Genomic DNA, 16842 nt, shown 5'->3' with positions numbered 1-16842 from the left:
GCAACCAGGGGTTACGGCCGAAAATAGGTCTCCGTGTGCTTGACCCACTACAGTCTGGCGCATGACCGACGTCTACACGCTCGGCGAGCCCTTGGGAGTCGTCTCCAGCGGCCGGGTTCGCCACGAGAGCGAGGCCCGGCTGGACGTGTGCGGGCCGGAGTTCACCCTGGCCATCGCGCTGGCCAGGCTCGGGCACCGCTGTGCGTACCTGGGCAAGGTGGGCGATGACGAGCTGGGCGCGAGGGTGCTCACCGCGCTCAGGGGCGAGGGCGTGGACGTCGCGGACATGCGGGTGTCCGGGGGGTTACGGACAGGGCTGGTCCTCAGGGAGACCCGCGTCGGCCGTGCACTGAGAGTGACGCAGTACCGCGCGGGCTCGGCGGGCTCCCGGCTCACGCCGGGCAACGTGCCGATCGACCGGATCGCCGCCTCGAAGATGCTCCACGTCACCGGCATCACGGCGGGCCTCGGCCGGGACGCGCTCGACGCGGTGCGCACCGCCGTGAGCGCCGCCAAGAACGCCGGGGTGATGATCTCCTTCTCCGTCGAGTACGTGCCCGAGCTGTGGCCGTCGGTACGCGAGGCCGAGGAGGTGCTCGGCGAGCTGGCCTGCGACTCCCACCTGCTCTTCCTCCGCCAGGACGAGCTCGACCTGGTCAAGCCCGCCCTCACGCCCGAGCGCGAGGTCGTGGTGGACCGCGGCGCGAAGGGCGCGAGCGTGCGCGCCGACCGGATGCGCTACGACGTGCAGGGCTGGCAGGTCCCCATCGTGGACACGGCCGGCGCGGGGGAGGCGTTCGCGGCCGGTTACATCAGCGCCGCGCTCGACGGCCTCATCCCCCAGGAACGCCTGCACCGCGGGGCGCTGTTGAGCGCCGCCGCGGTGACCAGCGTCAGCGACTGGCAGGGGTTGCCCACCAGGTCAGAGCTCTAGCTCGTGGTCAGGGTGAAGGTCGAGGTCGTGTTCTTGATGTTCTGGTAGTTGTCGGCGAACCTCAGGTTGTCGATCGTGGCCGACCCGACCGCCGGGCCCTGCCCCGGCTCGGGCAGCTCGTTGACCCAGATGCCGAACCCGGACTTGGCGTCGAAGGCGTCGCCGCTCTTCCGCGCCCCGCTGATCGACACGTTCGTCAGGATCGTGTCCTTGACCGGGTTCAGCGGCGAGCCGCCGGAGTAGCCGGTCTGGAACATGATCCCGCTGTACGTCGGGTCCACGATGTCCAGGTTGTTGACGCGGATGCCCTGGAACACCTTGGACGAGGAGAACAGCCACAGCGCCGGGAACGTCTGCTGCCCCCAGAAGTGCCCGCCGGCCCGGACCAGCGAGATGTTGTCGAACGTCGTCGGCGGGCTCGCGCCGAACCCGTTCATCGGGATCCCGAAGTCCAGCGAGCTGATCGTGACGCCCGGGTAGGTCAGCGTGTCGGCGACGTAGATGTTCCTGAAGGTGTTGTCATAGCCGCCGTACACGGCCACGCCCGCGGCCCGCCAGGTGAGCAGCGAGGTCAGGTTCTCGAAGACGTTGCCGGTCTGCTCGCCGGGGTTGTTGTCGGTGGCCGAGAACAGCGCGAAGCTGTCGTCGCCCGTGGCCCTGGCCTCGACGTTGGTGACGTGGTTGCCGGTGCTGCCGTTGGTCATGTTCAGGCCGTCGGCGAACAGGTTGCGGATCCGTGAATTCTTGATCGTGATGTTGTCCGTGTTCGTTCCCCAGTACAGGCATATCTGGTGCTCGGCCCAGACGTTGTCGATCGTCATGTTCGCCACGTTCGAGAAGTCGAAGACCTTGCCGGGGCCGTCGATGCGCGAGGTGTAGTTGCCGAAGTAGGCGAAGTTCGCGAACGTCGAGCCGTTGGCCGAGGCCTCCGTGCGGAAGCCCACGTCGGTGTTGTCCTGCCCGGCCGGGGAGCGGAACCTGGTGAACCAGGGGCCCGCGCCGACGATCTTGACGGACTTGCCGTACACCTGGAACTTGCCCGAGGTCTGGTAGTCGCCCTGGGGCAGGTAGACGCCGGTCAGGTTGGCGTCCATGCGGGCCTTGTCGAGCGCGTTCTGCACGTCCTGGTGGGTGAAACCGGTCGGTACGGCGTACTTCGCCGGGTCCGGGTTCGCGATCGGGGTCGCCTGCTCGAAGTCCACGAAGTCGATCGCGTACGTCTGGCTGTTGGCCGCGTCCTTCTGCAGCCTGATCGTGCTGCCCTTGGGCACGGTCGTGCCGAGGAGCACGTTCGCCTCGTCGTAGATGTGCCTGGGCGGTCCTGAGCCGGGGGAGTTGGTCGGGCTGGCCTCGGCGCCGTAGAGCCACGCGTAGCGGGAGGTCAGGTCGATGGCCTTGAGGAAGGAGCCGTTGACGTAGACGTTCAGGGTGGAGTTGAGGCCGCCGCCGCCCGCGGCGTCGGGCATGGAGAAGCGGGTGACCAGGGTGTTGGTGTCAGCCCTCGTGGTGAACTCGACGTACGCGCCGGTCTGGTTGAGCGTCACCGCGCGCCGCCCGGACGCCTCGCCGGCGAACGTGCCGATCTCCCTGCTCGGGCCCACGCGCGTGGCACCGCCGCCGATGACGGCGTCCTCGGCCTCGTACGTGTCGTACGGCATGTTCGCGCCGCGGCCCACGAACAGCGGCAACTCGCTGGTGTTGTTGGCGCGCTTGACGGGCAGCTCGTTGGCGTCGTCGGCGAGCACCGTCCTGACCGTGTACCTGCCGTTGGCCGCGGTCCACGTGCCCAGGCTCACCGGGCTCGTGGTCGCGCCCGGCGCGATGGCGCCGCCGGTCGAGCCGGTCAGGGTCTTGACGACCGCGCCGGAGTCGTTCGTGACGGTGAGCGTGATGCCGTGGGAGCCGCTGCTGGAGGCCACCGTGCCCTGGTTCTTGATCGCCACCGAGAACGTCACCGTGGTGCCCGCGGCGGGGTTGCCCGGCGTCCAGGCGACGGGGGAGGCGATCAGGTCGGCGGTGTCGACGGGCTTCACGGTCAGCGTGCCGGTGGCGGTGTTGTTGGCCTCGTTCAGCTCGACGACCTTGCCGTCCTCGTCCACCTTGGCGGAGAGCTGGTAGGTCCCGGCGTCCCTGGCGCCGATGTTCGCGGACACCGTGGTCGACGCCCCCGCGGCCAGCGCGCCCACGCTCGCGCTGCCGACCTTGGTGGTGCCCGCGTAGAAGTTCACGGAAGTCGCGGCGGCGGCAGCGGTGCCCGCGTTCCTGACGGTGGCCGACAACGTGACCGCGTCGGTCTCGACCGGCGCGGCCGGGGAGGACGCGAGGTTGCTCACGGTCAGGTCGGGATTGGCCGACGGGGTGCCGAAGATCTGGAACTCGGCCACCTGCCCGCCCGGCGCGCCCGAGTTGGCGGTGATCTGCAGCCGGACGTCGGCCACCCTGCTGGTTGCGGGGCCGGTCACGGGGATCGTCACGGAGTTCCCGGTGGCCGGGTCGAAGGTGTAGACGGCCTGGGCGACCAGGGTGCTGAAGGCGGTCGCGCTCTGCTCCCGGCCCAGGACCTGGATGGTCTGGGTCCGCCTGGCCCAGGCGGGGTCCGGGTTGAGCCTGAGCGTGATCGAGGACAGGTCGGCGTTGGCGCCGAGCTGCACGGTCAGCGTGCTGGGATAGGCCGCGCCCTCCCAGTACGTCTGGAGGTTGTCGTCGTTGGCGTTGGCGGCCACGTACGTGTGGGTGTGCGAGGACTCGGTGATCGGCTTGCCGAGGGCCAGGTTGGCGCCGCCCGGCGGCGGATCGTCCGGCGCGCTGCCCCACACCTCGAACTCGGAGACCTGGCCCGCGGGCCAGCCGGTGTTCGCGGTGATCTGCAGCCGGACGTAGCGGGCGGTCGCGGCGGCGAAGGTGATCGTCGCGGTCGGGTTGAAGGTGTACGTCGCCGAGGCGACGATCGTGCTGAAGGCGGAGCCGTCCGTGCTGCCCTGGACGGTCAGCGTCTGGGTGCGGCTGGGCCAGCCGGACGGCAGCTTGAGCACGAGCTTGTTGACGCTCGCGCTGACGCCGAGGTCGACCTGGACCCATTGCGGGAAGGCGTTGTTGGCCGACTCCCAGTAGGTGGCCTGGTTGCCGTCGGTCACGTTGGCGGCGGAGTAGACGTCGGTGGAGCTGCTCGCGGTGGCGGCCTTGCCCGCCGCGAGGTTGGTGTCGGCTGCCGCGTACGCGGGCGCGGCCAGGAGTCCGATGGCTAACGAAAGGGCGGCTAAGAGTGCTCTCATGGGGGTGGCCCTCCGGGTAAGGCGGATGGCCGAACCATAGGATGCCGAGCAGATTGCCGCAATATTTCGACGAGATTTCGCAAACAACCGACTGACAGGAATGCGTCGGGGCGATCTCTCCGCGCTGGTCAGGAACCCGGCAGGACCGGCTGATCCGCCGTGCAGGTCGTGCAAAGCCTGACGTCGGATCGACGTAAGCCGTTGCAAGCGCTTGCGCTGAAGGCCGTATAGTTTGCGCATGACGCGACGACTCGCAGAGGTGGCCAAGAAAGTCGGAGTCAGCGAGGCGACGGTGAGCCGCGTGCTCAACGGCAAGCCCGGGGTCTCCGACGCGACCCGCGAGGCCGTGCTGACCGCCCTCGACGTGCTCGGCTACGAGCGCCCCACCCAGCTGCGCGGCGACCGGGCCCGGCTGGTCGGCCTCGTGCTCCCCGAGCTGCAGAACCCGATCTTCCCCGCCTTCGCGGAGGTGGTCGGCGGCGCGCTGGCCCAGCAGGGGTTCACCTCCGTGCTGTGCACCCGCACGCTCGGCGGCGTCTCCGAGGCCGACTACGTGGACCTGCTGCTCCAGCAGCAGGTCAGCGGCGTCGTCTTCGCCGGCGGGCTCTACGCCCAGGCCGACGCCTCGCATGGGCACTACGAGCTGCTGCACGAGCGCAAGCTGCCGACCGTGCTGGTGAACGCGGCCGTCGCGCATCTCGACTTCCCGCAGGTGTCGTGCGACGACGCGGTGGCCGCCGAGATGGCCCTGGCCCACCTGCGCGCACTCGGCCACGAGCGGGTCGGCATGGTGCTCGGGCCGAAGGACCACATGCCGTCGCGGCGCAAGCTGGAGACGTTCCAGGCCGAGGGCGGGGACCCGGGGCTGGTCGAGCACACGATGTTCTCCCTGGAGGGCGGGCACGCGGCCGCCGCCCGGCTGGTCAAGCGCGGGGTGACCGGCGTGATCTGCGCCAGCGACCTGCTCGCGCTGGGCACGGTCCGGGCGGCCCGCCGGGCGGGGCTCGCCGTGCCCGGGGACATCTCGGTCATCGGCTTCGACGACTCCGCCCTGATGAACTGCACCGAGCCGCCGCTCACCACCGTCCGCCAGCCGATCGACGCCATGGGCAGGGCCGCCGTGGACCTGCTGGTCGCGCAGATCGACAAGGCGGTGGTGCCGGCGGACGAGCTGCTCTTCGAGCCCGAGCTCGTGGTCCGCGCCTCCACCGCCCGCGCCCGCCCCTGACCCTTCAAAGGACCCCGACCCCGTGCGGTGGGTCAGTGCTGCCGCCACTTCGGCGTAATGCAGTCGTTATCTTGCAATATGAAGTCGAAATATTGCGCACTTCCGTCCCCGATCCTATGGTGTGGGCACCTCGCATCAGAAGGGTCAGACCATGCGGAGATCCACGGGACTCTTGCTCGTATCCGTGCTCGGCCTCTCAGCCACAGCCTGCGGCTCCAGCAACCCCGCCACCCCGTCCACCGCCGGCGGCGCCAAGGCCGTGACGATCACGGTGGCCTGCCAGCCCGCCAAGTCCGCGCCGAAGGAGCGCCAGGCCTGGGACGACGACGTGGCCACGTTCATGAAGGCGCACCCGGGCGTGACGGTCAAGAGCACGGACCAGCAGCCCTGCTTCGACCCCAAGACGTTCGGTCCCAAGCTGGCCGGCGGCCAGATGGAGACCGTCTTCGTGGTCCCGGTGACGAACTACGACGACGTCATCGGCCAGGGCCAGGCGCTCGACGTCACGCAGTACACCGGCACCGTCAAGAACTGGAACGACCTGCGCCCCGACGTGCGCGAGCTGGTCACCAAGGACGGCAAGGTGTACGGCGTGCCGAACGTCCACTACGGCGTCGGCCTGGTCTACAACCGCGCCCTGTTCACCAAGGCCGGCCTCGACCCCGCCAACCCGCCCAAGACGTGGGCCGAGGTCCGCGAGGCGGCCAAGAAGATCGCCGCGCTCGGCCCCGGCTTCGTCGGCTACGGCGAGTACTCCGGCGGCAACACCGGCGGCTGGCACTTCACCCAGGCCATCTACGGCCGCGGCGGCAGCATCCTGACCCCCGACAACAAGAAGGCCGCGTTCAACTCGCCCGAGGGCAAGGCCGTGCTGCAGAACCTGCACGACATGCGCTGGGTCGACAACAGCATGGGCAACAAGCTCCTGGTGGGCTGGGAGTCGCTCATGATGGCCATGGGCAGCGGCAAGGTCGGCATGATGCTGGGCGCGCCCGACGTGGTCACCGACGTGGTCAACAAGTTCAAGGGTAACGTCGCCGACTACGGCATCACGGGCTTCCCCGAGGCCAAGGCGTCGCTGAGCGGCGGCGAAGCGTTCATGATCAACCCGAAGGCCACCCCGGAGGAGGCCAAGGCGGGCCTGGAGTGGCTCGACTTCCGCTTCAACACCGTCGGCAAGGGCCGCTTCGACTTCGCCCGCGGCAAGGCCATCGGCAACCCGGTCGGCGTGCCCGACAACGCCGTCTACGGCGACTCGCCCACGGGCAAGGCCATCCAGGCCGACCGCGAGAAGAACGCCTCGCTGCCGGTCACGAACTACGCGCCGTACGTGCAGGCCGCCGCGACGATCCCGCCGAAGGCCGAGCCGGTGCACGCGCAGGAGCTGTACGCCATCCTCGACGTGGTCATGTCGGGCGTGCTGAGCCGTAAGGACGCCAGTGCCGACCAGCTGCTGTCCGACGCCGAGACCAAGGCGAACTCCATGCTGGCGGCCAAGGGCTGACCTTGATGGGGATCTTGAGGCGCAATCTGACGGCCTACGGGTTTCTCTGCGCGGCCCTGTTCTGTTTCACGGTGTTCGCCTGGTATCCGATGGTCAGGGAGTTCATCCTGAGCTTCCAGAAGACCGACCTGATCAACCCGCCCACCTGGGTGGGGCTGGACAACTTCAAGGCGGCGGTCCAGGACCCGGCCTTCGGCGAGGCCTGGCTGAACACCGTGGAGTTCACGCTGCTCGCGCTGTTGTGCGGCTATGCCGTGCCGTTCGTCGTCGCGCTCGTGCTCAACGAGCTGCGCCACGCCCGGGCCTACCTGCGGTTCGTGGTCTACCTGCCGGTCATGCTGCCGCCGATCGTGGCGGTGCTGCTGTTCAGGTGGTTCTACGACCCGGGGCCCGGGCTGTTCAACCAGGTCCTGGGATTCCTCCACCTGCCGCCGCTGGCCTGGCTGGACTCGTCGTCGACCGCCCTGATCTCCCTGGTCCTCGTCTCGACCTGGATGAACATGGGCAGCGCGACGCTGATCTACCTGGCGGCGCTGCAGAACATCCCGCCCGAGCTGTACGAGGCCGCCGAGCTCGACGGGGCCGGGATCTTCAAGCGGATCAGGCACGTCACGATCCCGCAGACCCGGCTGATCCTGCTGCTCATGCTGATGCTGCAGATCGTGGCGACCATGCAGGTGTTCATCGAGCCGTACATGCTGACCGGCGGCGGCCCGGAGAACGCGACCGTGAGCGTCGCGTACCTGATGTACCAGTTCGCGTTCTCGCAGATGAACTACGGCCAGGCAGGCGCGCTCGGCATGCTGCTCATGCTCGCGCTCCTCGTCTTCGCGGCCTTCCAGCTCAGGACGACCCGTGAGGACACGGCATGATCTCCATCGGCGCCCGCGCCGCCACCGGGCGGCAACGGCAGCGGAAGCGATCACCGAAGCCGATCCAGGTGCAGTTCCGCACGATCGTCTCGCCGCACCAGCTCAACAGCAGGTGGGGCCGGCGGATCTACTGGCTGGTGCTGGTCGCCGTCATCGTGGTCTTCACGCTGGCCTTCGTCTTCCCGCTCTACTGGATGATCACCGGCGCCATGAAGACGCCGGAGGAGATCGCCCAGATGCCGCCGTCGCTCGTGCCGGCCGATCCGACGCTGGACGCGTTCTTCGAGGCCTGGGACCTGTTCGACATCGGCACGCTGCTGGCCAACACCGCGTACTACGCGCTGGGCGCGTGGCTGTTCTCCATGGCGGTGGACGTCGCGGCGGCGTACGCGCTGTCGAAGCTGCGCCCGATGTTCGGCAACGTGATCCTCGGCGCGATGCTGGCCACGCTGATGATCCCGCCCATGGTCGTCCTCATCCCGCTCTACGTCACGATCGTGGACCTGGGGCTGCTCAACAACGCCTGGGGCCTGTGGTTCCCGGCGGCGGCGAACGGCTTCAACATCTTCCTGCTCAAGCGCTTCTTCGACTCGATCCCGCGGGAGCTGATCGAGGCGGCGCAGATCGACGGCGCGGGCCCGCTGCGGGTGCTGTGGTCGGTCGTGCTGCCGGTCTCCAGGCCGATCCTGGGCGTGGTCTCCATCTTCACGATCGTCACCGCGTTCAAGGACTTCGTCCTGCCGCTGCTGGTCATGACCGACAGCGAGAAGATGACGATCAGCGTGGGCCTGTCGCAGACGGCGGGCGCGGTGACCCAGAACCAGATCATGGGCGGCCTGGTCATCGCCTCCATCCCCATGATCATCGTCTTCTTCGTCTTCCAACGACACATCATGGCGGGGCTCACCGCCGGAAGCATCAAGGGATAAGCGCATGTCGCAAACGTGGTGGCGGGGGGCCGCGATCTACCAGGTCTACCTGCGTAGCTTCGCCGACGGGAACGGTGACGGGATCGGCGATCTGGCCGGCCTGCGCTCCCGCCTGCCGTACCTGAAGGAGCTCGGGATCGACGCCATCTGGCTGAACCCGTGGTACCCGTCGCCGATGGCCGACGGGGGCTACGACGTGGCCGACTACCGCGACATCGAGCCGGTCTTCGGCACGCTGTCCGAGGCCGAGCGGTTCATCCAGGAAGCGCACGAGCTGAGCATCAAGGTCATCATCGACGTGGTGCCGAACCACAGCTCCACGGAGAGCGCCTGGTTCAAGGAGGCCCTGGCGGACCCCGCGGCGAGGGACCGCTTCTGGTTCGCCGACGAGCCGCTGAACGACTGGCAGTCCATCTTCGGCGGCTCGGCCTGGACGCAGGTCCCCGACGGCCAGTGGTACCTCCACCTGTTCGCCCCGGAGCAGCCGGACTTCAACTGGACCAATCCGGAGGTCCACCAGGAGTTCGAGGACGTGCTGCGGTTCTGGTTCGACCGCGGCGTGGACGGCGTGCGCATCGACTCCGCCGCCCTGCTGATCAAGTCGGACACGAGTTACGAAGACCTCGACGAGGTCCACGACGTCTACCGTCGGTGGCGCGAGGTGGCCGACGAGTACGGCGAGCGCATCCTGATCGGGGAGGTCTGGCTCCCCGACCAGGAGCGTTTCGCGCGCTACCTCCGGCCCGACGAGCTCCACACGGCCTTCAACTTCGACTTCCTGTCCTGCCCGTGGGACCCGGCCGAACTGCGCAGGGTCATCGACCTGACCCTCGCCACCCACACCCCCATCGGCGCCCCGCCGACGTGGGTGCTGTCGAACCACGACGTGACGCGCCCGGTCACCCGCTACGGCCGCGCCGACACGACGTTCGCGCACGGGGGCCGCCTCCACGGTGCCCCGTCCGACCTGGAGCTGGGCTACCGGCGGGCCAGGGCGGCGGCCCTGCTGGCCATGGCGCTCCCCGGCTCGGTGTACGTCTACCAGGGCGAGGAGCTGGGCCTCCCCGAGGTCGAGGACCTCCAGGACGAGCTCCGCCAGGACCCGATGTACGCCAGGTCGGGCGGCACGAACCCGGGCCGGGACGGCTGCCGCGTCCCGCTGCCGTGGTCGGGAGAGGAGCCGCCGTTCGGCTTCGGCGCGGGCACGCCGTGGCTGCCGCAGCCGGAGGGCTGGCGCAAGCTGACCGCCGAGGCGCAGCGCACGGACCTGGGCTCGATGCTCAACCTCTACCGGACGGCCCTGGGCCTGCGCCGAGACCTGCTGGGGGACGGCACGTTGAGCTGGCTCCCGACGGGCGGCGAGATCCTGGCCTTCACCCGGGACTCGGGCCTGACGAGCGTCACCAACCTGAGCCCCGATCCGGTGCCGCTGCCCGCGGGCCGGCTCCTCCTGGCCAGCGGCCCCCTGGAGGACGGCACCCTGCCCTCCGACACCACGGCCTGGCTCACACGGGACTGACCGCGGCGCGACCGGCCCGGCGGCGGCGTGACCCAGCGTCCGGCGCCGCCGGGAGGCTCGGCCACGGCGGCCACGGCGGCCTCGGTGGGATCATCCGGGCATCTGCGGGGATCATCTAGGCGGACTCCCTGATCACCAGCTCCGTGGACATGATCACCGGCTCGGCCGGCCCGCCCTCGAACAGCCCGAGCAGGAGCTGGACCATGGCCGTCGCCTGCTCGGCCACCGGGTGCCTGAGCGTCGTCAGCGGCGGCTCGGTGTATTTCGCCGCCTCGATGTCGTCGAACCCGACCACCGCGACGTCGCCGGGCACCCGCCGCCCGGCCTGGCGCAGCGACTGCAGCGCGCCGACGGCCATCAGGTCGTTGGCCACGAAGACGGCGTCGAGGTCGGGGTCGTCGCGCAGGAGCTGCCGCATCGCGACCGCGCCCGACTCGCGGGTGAAGTCGCCGATCGCGACGATCGACCTGAGGTCGGAGTCGCGCAGCACGTTGCGGTAGCCGGCCAGCCGGTCCTGGCCGCCGATCATGTCCTGCGGGCCCGCGATCGTGGCGATCCGGCGCCGCCCCGTCTCCACCAGGTGCCGGACCCCGGCTTCCGCTCCGCCCACGTTGTCGTTGTCGACGTACGGGATGTCCACGGGGACGGCGGGCCGCCCGTAGGAGACCACGGGGACGCGCAGGCGCGACAGCGCGGCCGGGAGCGGGTCGGCGCCGTGCATCGAGATCAGCATGACCCCGTCGACGTGGCCACCCGCGATGTAACGCTCCACCCGGGCGTGGCTCTTGGCGGAGGAGGCCAGCATGAGCACGACCTGCTTGTTCACCGCTTCGAGCGCCACGGACGCCGACCTGATCGCCGTGGAGAACATCGGGTCCTCGGAGAAGACCCGGGTGCCCGGCTCGCTGACGACCAGGGCGATCGAGTCGGTGCGCTGGGTGACCAGGCTGCGCGCGGCCGAGTTGGGCACGTAGCCCAGCTCGTCGATCGCGCGCTGCACGGCGTCGCGGATGTGGGGCGCCACCGTCGTCTGGCCGTTGACGACCCGGGAGGCGGTGGCCCGCGAGACACCCGCCCGGGCGGCGACCGCCTCAAGGGTCGGGCGTCTCATGAATGCACCAAGTGGGAGAGCACGGAAAAAATCTACAGGCCGTTCCTGGTGATGACGTCCCTGTACCAGAGAGCGCTGTCCTTGAGGATCCTGGCCTGTGTCGCGTAGTCGACGTGCACGACGCCGAACCGGCGGCGGTAGCCCTCCGCCCACTCGAAGTTGTCGAGCAGCGACCAGACCAGATATCCGCGCAGGTCCGCGCCCGCCCCGATGGCCCGGTGCACCTCGCGGAGATGGCCCTCCAGGTACGCGACCCGCTCGTCGTCGTGCACGCGGCCGTCCTGCACGACGTCGTCGAAGGCCGCGCCGTTCTCCGTCACCATGAGCCCGACCTGCGGATAGTCCTGCGAGAGCCGTACGAGCAGCCGGGACAGGCCGTCCGGCACGATCGGCCAGCCCATCGCGGTCGTCGGCGCGTCGGCCGCGGCGAACCTGACGTCCTCCGAGCCCGGCCACGCGGCGTCGGCTGGCAGCCCCGGGCCCGACTCGACCACGCACGGGTTGTAGTAGTTGACGCCGACCAGGTCGATCGGCGCGTTGATCAGCGCGAGGTCGCCGTCCAGGATGTGGTCAGTGCCGCCGTTGCGCGCCGCCGCCTCCAGGACTTCCCGCGGGTACGTGCCGTGCACCGCCGGGTCGAGGAACTGCCTGGTCAGCAGCGCGTGGACGCGGTGCGCGACGGCGGCGTCCGCCTCGCCGGCCACCGCGGAAGGGTCGTTGACCTGGGCGGGGGTGAGCACCGGCGCGGAGTTGACCACGAGCATGAGGCTGCGCGCGCCGGACGCGCGCAGCCGCCGCGCGGCCAGGCCGTGGCCGAGCAGCAGGTGGTGCGCCGAGCGCAGGGCGTCGGCCGGGTCGCGGTGGCCCGGCGCGTGCACGCCGTTGCCGTAGCCGAGGAAGGCCGACACCCAGGGCTCGTTCAGCGTGGTCCAGTCGCCCACCCGGTCGCCGAGCCGGTCGTGGACGGCCTGGGCGTAGTCGGCGAACCGGTAGGCCGTGTCGCGGTTCGTCCAGCCACCGAGGTCTTCGAGGGCTTGGGGGAGATCCCAGTGATAAAGCGTGACATAGGGCGAAATATCAGCGGCGAGCAGTTCGTCGACGAGCCGGTCGTAGAACGCCAGCCCGCGCGGGTTGACCGGACCCGCGCCGTCCGGCTGGACGCGCGGCCACGCGACCGAGAACCGGTAGGCCGCCAGCCGCAGCTCGCGCATCAGCCCGACGTCCTCGCGGTAGCGGTGGTAGTGGTCGCAGGCCACGTCTCCGGTGTCGTCGCCCGCCACATTCCCGGGGGTGTGGGAGAAGGTGTCCCAGATCGACTGGCCTCGCCCGTCCTCCTTGACCGCCCCCTCGATCTGGTAGGAGGCCGTCGCGGCGCCCCAGACGAAGTCCTCGGGAAAGATCATCCCTTAACAGCTCCTTGCATGATTCCACCGATGATTTGCCTGCCGAACAGGGCGAAGACGGCCACGAGCGGGAGCGTGCCGATCGCCGTCCCGGCCAGCCCGAGCACGTAGTCGTTGACGTAGCCGCTGGCCAGCGTGGACAGCGCCACCTGGACCGTCGGGTTGTCCGGGTTCAGCACGACCAGCGGCCAGAAGTAGTCGTTCCAGGCCGACATGAACGTCAGCATGCCGAGCACCGCCGCCGCCGGCCGGGCGGTGGGCAGCACGACGTGCCAGAACAGCCCCCACGTCGAGCACCCGTCCACCCGGCCGGCCTCCAGCAGCTCGGTGGGCAGGGCGCGCGACAGGTACTGGGTCATGAAGAACACGCCGAACGCGTTGACCAGCGCCGGGACGATCAGCGCGTAGTTGGTGCCGGTCCACTCCAGCTTCACCATGAGCATGTAGAGCGGGATGATGCCGAGCTGGGCCGGGACCATCATGGTGGCCACGGTGATCACGAGCATGATGTTCCTGCCCCTGAACTTCAGCTTGGCGAAGGCGAACCCGGCCAGCGTCGAGAAGAACATCACCGCGATCGAGATCGACCCCGCCACGATGACGGAGTTGACCAGCGCGAGCCCGAAGGGGACGGTGTCGAAGACCCGGGAGACGTTGGCGAAGAAGTTCCCGCCGGGGATCAGCGGCGGCGGCACCTGGGCCAGCGCGGAGTTGTGCCGGGAGGCCACCACGACGCTGTAGTAGAGCGGGAAGGCCGAGAAGAAGGCCACCGCGGTCAGGGTCAGATAGCGCAGCCTCATATCAGCCCTCCTCTCACCCTGCGGGTGATCAGGAAGTTGACCAGCGCGACGATCACCACGGCCAGGAACATCAGCCAGGACGCGGCCGAGGCGTAGCCGAAGTCGAACGTCGAGTTCGCGAAGCCCTGCTCGTAGACGAACAGCGCCAGGGTCTGGAACTGCCGGTCGGGCCCGCCGGTGGCGATGCCGCCCCCGCCGCCGCTGCTCTGCCCGAACAGCAGGGGCTCGGCGATGACCTGCATGGCGCCGATCGTCGAGACGATGACCACGAACACGATCGTCGGCCGGATCATCGGGATCGTGATCCTGCGGAGCTGCGTGAAGCCGTTCGCGCCGTCGAGGGTGGCGGCCTCGTACAGCTCGCGCGGCACGGCCTGCATGGCGGCCAGGAAGATCAGCGCGTTGTAGCCGGTCCAGCGCCACATGATCATCACCGAGAGGGCGATGTGCGAGGTGGCGGTGCCCGCGGCCCAGTCGACGTTGCCGGCGCCGAACCACGAGAGCGTCCAGTTGATCAGCCCGAAGTCCCGGCCGAACAGCTGGCTGAAGATGACCACGACCGCCACCACGCTCGTGACGTTCGGCAGCAGCAGCGCGACCCGGAACAGCGTCTGGAAGCGCAGCCGCCGGTTGAGCAGGTGCGCCAGCCAGATGGCCAGCAGGAGCTGCGGGACGGTCGAGAGCACGCCGATGGACAGGGTGTTGAACGTGGCGTTCCAGAAGTACCCGTCGCCCAGCAGCGCCGAGTAGTTGTCCAGCCCGATGAACGTCTGGGTCTCCGACAGCAGCGACCACTCGTGCAGGCTCACCCAGGCCGTGTAGGCCAGCGGGAACAGCCCGAAGGCGCAGAAGAGCAGGAAGAACGGCGCCACGTAGGCGTACGGCGACACCCTCAGGTCGAGGGTGTGCCGCACGCTGCGCCTACGCCGTCGCGAGACCGCGAGGGGAAGGGTGCTCATTTGATCTTCTTGACGTCCTCGAGCACCTGGGTCCACGCCTGGTCGGGCGTCTGCTTGCCCTGCTCGACGCGGCCGAGGCCGTTGCCGATGGCGGTGCGCACGTCGGCCTCCTTGGGGCCGAGGTGCTGCGGCTTCAGCGCCTTGGCGGCGTCGGAGTAGATCTTGCCGATGGGGGCGTCGCCGAAGAACGGCTTGGTGAAGTTCTGGATCGACGGGTCGTCGTAGAGGGCCGGGATCGAGGGGAACGCTCCCTCCTCCTTGAACACCTTGGCCTGGTTCTCCTTCGAGGTCAGGAAGTCGATCAGCTCCGCCGCCTCCTTCGGGTGCTTGCTCTGCTTGGGCACCATGAGGTGCGAGCCGCCGCTGTTGCCCGAGCCGCCGGGCACGGTCGCGATGTCCCACTTGCCGGCCGAGTCCTTGGCCTGCTCCTGGATGAAGCCGGTCATCCAGGCCGGGCAGATGATCGTGGCGAACGAGCCCTTGGCGAAGCCGGTGTTCCACGGCGGCGTGAAGGCCGCCAGCTTGGCGGTCAGGCCCTCCTGGGTGAGCTGGTTGGACAGGTCCCAGGCCTTCTTCACGTCGGGGTTCGAGGCCACGATGATGTTGTCCTGGGCGTCGTACAGGCCGGTGGGCGCCTGGTTGACCATGGCGCGGAGGATCTCGCCGGGGGAGTCCACGAACTTGGCGCCCGCCACGTTCGCCGTGGCGAACTTCTTGCCGGTCGCGATGTACTGCTCCCACGTCGGCCAGAGCGCCGCGACCTCGGTCCGGTCGGTCGGCAGCCCGGCCTTCTTGAACAGGTCCTTGCGGAAGCACATGGCCAGCCCGCCCACGTCGGTGCCGAGGCCGAGCACCTGCCCGCCGTCCTTGCTCAGGCCCTGCTGCCACTTCCAGTCGAGGTAGTCGGGCTGACGCTTGTCCAGCCCGTACTGCTTGAGGTCCACGAACTTGCCCGGCTGGGCGGTGAACGTGCTGATGTAGCCGACCTCGACCGCCTCGACGTCGCCGGCGCCGGCGTTCGTGGCCAGCCGCTTGACCAGGTTGCTGTGGTGGTCGTTGAACTGCGTGACGTTCTCGACGATCTCGATGTCGGGGTGGGTCTTCTTGTACTCCTCGTAGAGCGGTTTGAAGCCGAAGTCGCCGAAGAGGCCGACGGAGAGCTTGATCTTCTCTCCTGGCTTGGCGCTCTGCGTGGCGGTGCTCCCGCCGCCTCCGCCGCCACAGGCAGTCGCCAGGGCGAGCAGGGACGCGGTGATCAAGGGCATGGCGAGTCGCCGGACGCGAGGGGTCACGGAACCCTCCTTGGTCGGTGCTTGCGAGGTTGGTTGAGAGAGCGCTCTCTCAAGAGAGTCGCGGCGCTCACACCGGGCTGTCAACGGTGGTTAAATAACGATCCGGCCTAGCGAGAGAGCGCGTTCACGCATCCAGCGCGCGGCCCGCCATGCGGGCGTACATGCGGCCGGGGCTCGGGGCCTCGGTGAGGAAGCCCGGCAGCACGGGCAGCTCGACAGCGAACGGGTCGAGCCGGCCGTAGAGCTCGTTCGCGTCGGCGGGCCGGTCGTCCGGCAGCTTCTCCAGCAGCTGCGAGAGCAGCTCGGCCAGCTCGCGGGGCAGCCCGGGGATGGCCGGCGGGCGCTCCTTGACCTGCTTCTCGAAGACCATGTAGTCGGTGGGCCCGGTGAACAGCTGCCGCCCGGTCAGCATCTCGTGCAGCACGCAGCCGAGCGAGTAGAGGTCGCTGCGCGGCTCGGCCACGCCGTGCTGGATCTGCTCGGGAGCCATGTACGCCGGCGTCCCCAGGATCTGCCCGATCCTCGTGAACGTCGTGACGTCGGTGTCCCGCAGCATGGCCAGCCCGAAGTCGAGCACCTTCACGCTGCCGTCGGGGCAGAGCATCAGGTTCGTGGGCTTGAGGTCGCGGTGGCAGATCGACAGGGCGTGGGCCGCCGACAGCACCGCACACGCCTGGGCCGCGATCATGGCGGCCCACGAGACGGGGAGCGGGCCGTGCTCGCTGACCACGTCGGCCACCGTGACGCCCTCGATGAACTGCATCACCTGGTAGAGCCGCTGCTCGTGCGTGCCGAAGTCGTAGAGCACGGGCGCGCCGGGATGCTCGAGCCGCGCCAGGATGCGGGCCTCGCGGATGAACCTGCGCTCCAGCTCATGATCGTGCCCGCTGGGGAGCCTGAGCAGCTTCACCGCGACCCGGCGGTCGAGGTGGCGGTCATGGCCCGCGTACACGGCTCCCATGCCGCCTTGCCCAAGAGGGAGGTCGTCGAGCACATAGCGGTCGCCGATGACCATTCGC

13 protein-coding genes are annotated in these 16842 nt (G+C 69.2%); 6 read left to right on the top strand and 7 right to left on the bottom strand.

Going from position 1 to position 16842, the window contains the following annotated elements:
• Positions 1–61: 61 nt before the first annotated feature.
• Positions 62–934, top strand: a complete 873-nt coding sequence (locus ACIBQ1_RS13530) for a sugar kinase (RefSeq protein WP_397277210.1) — start codon at positions 62–64, stop codon at positions 932–934.
• Here ACIBQ1_RS13530 and ACIBQ1_RS13525 read toward each other — a convergent pair.
• Positions 931–4206 (bottom strand): discoidin domain-containing protein, encoded by a 3276-nt coding sequence (locus ACIBQ1_RS13525; protein WP_397277208.1) that lies wholly within the window; start codon positions 4204–4206, stop codon positions 931–933. The genes ACIBQ1_RS13530 and ACIBQ1_RS13525 overlap by 4 nt on opposite strands.
• Before the next feature lie 238 nt (positions 4207–4444).
• Between ACIBQ1_RS13525 and ACIBQ1_RS13520 the strand changes: the two genes are divergently transcribed.
• The 5 genes from ACIBQ1_RS13520 (at position 4445) to ACIBQ1_RS13500 (ending at position 10258) form a co-directional block, all read left to right on the top strand.
• Positions 4445–5434: a LacI family DNA-binding transcriptional regulator gene (locus ACIBQ1_RS13520; protein WP_397277207.1), complete on the top strand. Its 990-nt coding sequence runs from the start codon at positions 4445–4447 to the stop codon at positions 5432–5434.
• Between the two features lie 184 nt (positions 5435–5618).
• A complete protein-coding gene (locus ACIBQ1_RS13515) occupies positions 5619–6938 on the top strand; it encodes an ABC transporter substrate-binding protein (RefSeq protein WP_397277205.1) in 1320 nt (439 codons plus the stop codon).
• 5 nt (positions 6939–6943) lie between these two features.
• Positions 6944–7810, top strand: a complete 867-nt coding sequence (locus ACIBQ1_RS13510) for a carbohydrate ABC transporter permease (protein WP_397277203.1) — start codon at positions 6944–6946, stop codon at positions 7808–7810.
• Complete coding sequence (locus tag ACIBQ1_RS13505) at positions 7807–8739, top strand: carbohydrate ABC transporter permease (protein ID WP_397277201.1); 933 nt, start codon at positions 7807–7809, stop codon at positions 8737–8739. Before ACIBQ1_RS13510 ends, ACIBQ1_RS13505 begins: the two co-directional genes overlap by 4 nt.
• A gap of 4 nt (positions 8740–8743) precedes the next feature.
• Positions 8744–10258 carry an alpha-amylase family glycosyl hydrolase gene (locus tag ACIBQ1_RS13500; protein WP_397277199.1) on the top strand — a complete coding sequence of 505 codons (1515 nt, stop codon included), beginning with the start codon at positions 8744–8746 and terminating at the stop codon, positions 10256–10258.
• A gap of 115 nt (positions 10259–10373) precedes the next feature.
• On the opposite strand, the gene ACIBQ1_RS13495 is transcribed toward ACIBQ1_RS13500, so the two are convergent.
• From ACIBQ1_RS13495 to ACIBQ1_RS13470, 6 genes are all read right to left on the bottom strand, one after another.
• A complete protein-coding gene (locus ACIBQ1_RS13495; protein WP_397277197.1) occupies positions 10374–11369 on the bottom strand; it encodes a LacI family DNA-binding transcriptional regulator in 996 nt (331 codons plus the stop codon).
• A 32-nt stretch (positions 11370–11401) separates the two neighbouring features.
• Complete coding sequence (locus ACIBQ1_RS13490) at positions 11402–12772, bottom strand: GH1 family beta-glucosidase (RefSeq protein ID WP_397277195.1); 1371 nt, start codon at positions 12770–12772, stop codon at positions 11402–11404.
• Positions 12769–13572 carry a carbohydrate ABC transporter permease gene (locus ACIBQ1_RS13485; RefSeq protein ID WP_355389706.1) on the bottom strand — a complete coding sequence of 268 codons (804 nt, stop codon included), beginning with the start codon at positions 13570–13572 and terminating at the stop codon, positions 12769–12771. The genes ACIBQ1_RS13490 and ACIBQ1_RS13485 overlap by 4 nt, the downstream gene beginning before the upstream one ends.
• Positions 13569–14531, bottom strand: coding sequence for a carbohydrate ABC transporter permease (locus tag ACIBQ1_RS13480; RefSeq protein ID WP_397277194.1), 963 nt, complete (start codon positions 14529–14531; stop codon positions 13569–13571). The genes ACIBQ1_RS13485 and ACIBQ1_RS13480 overlap by 4 nt, the downstream gene beginning before the upstream one ends.
• A complete protein-coding gene (locus tag ACIBQ1_RS13475) occupies positions 14528–15823 on the bottom strand; it encodes an extracellular solute-binding protein (protein ID WP_397277193.1) in 1296 nt (431 codons plus the stop codon). The genes ACIBQ1_RS13480 and ACIBQ1_RS13475 overlap by 4 nt, the downstream gene beginning before the upstream one ends.
• 124 nt (positions 15824–15947) lie before the next feature.
• Complete coding sequence (locus ACIBQ1_RS13470) at positions 15948–16838, bottom strand: serine/threonine-protein kinase (RefSeq protein WP_397277191.1); 891 nt, start codon at positions 16836–16838, stop codon at positions 15948–15950.
• Positions 16839–16842: the final 4 nt, after the last annotated feature.

Origin of the sequence: Nonomuraea sp. NPDC050153, assembly GCF_044460125.1 — a bacterium.
Classification (GTDB): domain Bacteria; phylum Actinomycetota; class Actinomycetes; order Streptosporangiales; family Streptosporangiaceae; genus Nonomuraea.
This window is presented reverse-complemented; position numbering and strand designations above follow the sequence as displayed.

Excerpts from the sequence above, each read along its gene's own strand:
- ACIBQ1_RS13530 (WP_397277210.1), top strand. The coding sequence starts at position 62 with ATGACCGACGTCTACACGCTCGGCGAGCCCTTGGGAGTCGTCTCCAGC.
- ACIBQ1_RS13525 (WP_397277208.1), bottom strand. The coding sequence starts at position 4,206 with ATGAGAGCACTCTTAGCCGCCCTTTCGTTAGCCATCGGACTCCTGGCC.
- ACIBQ1_RS13520 (WP_397277207.1), top strand. The coding sequence starts at position 4,445 with ATGACGCGACGACTCGCAGAGGTGGCCAAGAAAGTCGGAGTCAGCGAG.
- ACIBQ1_RS13510 (WP_397277203.1), top strand. The coding sequence starts at position 6,944 with ATGGGGATCTTGAGGCGCAATCTGACGGCCTACGGGTTTCTCTGCGCG.
- ACIBQ1_RS13505 (WP_397277201.1), top strand. The coding sequence starts at position 7,807 with ATGATCTCCATCGGCGCCCGCGCCGCCACCGGGCGGCAACGGCAGCGG.
- ACIBQ1_RS13500 (WP_397277199.1), top strand. The coding sequence starts at position 8,744 with ATGTCGCAAACGTGGTGGCGGGGGGCCGCGATCTACCAGGTCTACCTG.
- ACIBQ1_RS13495 (WP_397277197.1), bottom strand. The coding sequence starts at position 11,369 with ATGAGACGCCCGACCCTTGAGGCGGTCGCCGCCCGGGCGGGTGTCTCG.
- ACIBQ1_RS13490 (WP_397277195.1), bottom strand. The coding sequence starts at position 12,772 with ATGATCTTTCCCGAGGACTTCGTCTGGGGCGCCGCGACGGCCTCCTAC.
- ACIBQ1_RS13485 (WP_355389706.1), bottom strand. The coding sequence starts at position 13,572 with ATGAGGCTGCGCTATCTGACCCTGACCGCGGTGGCCTTCTTCTCGGCC.
- ACIBQ1_RS13480 (WP_397277194.1), bottom strand. The coding sequence starts at position 14,531 with ATGAGCACCCTTCCCCTCGCGGTCTCGCGACGGCGTAGGCGCAGCGTG.
- ACIBQ1_RS13470 (WP_397277191.1), bottom strand. The coding sequence starts at position 16,838 with ATGGTCATCGGCGACCGCTATGTGCTCGACGACCTCCCTCTTGGGCAA.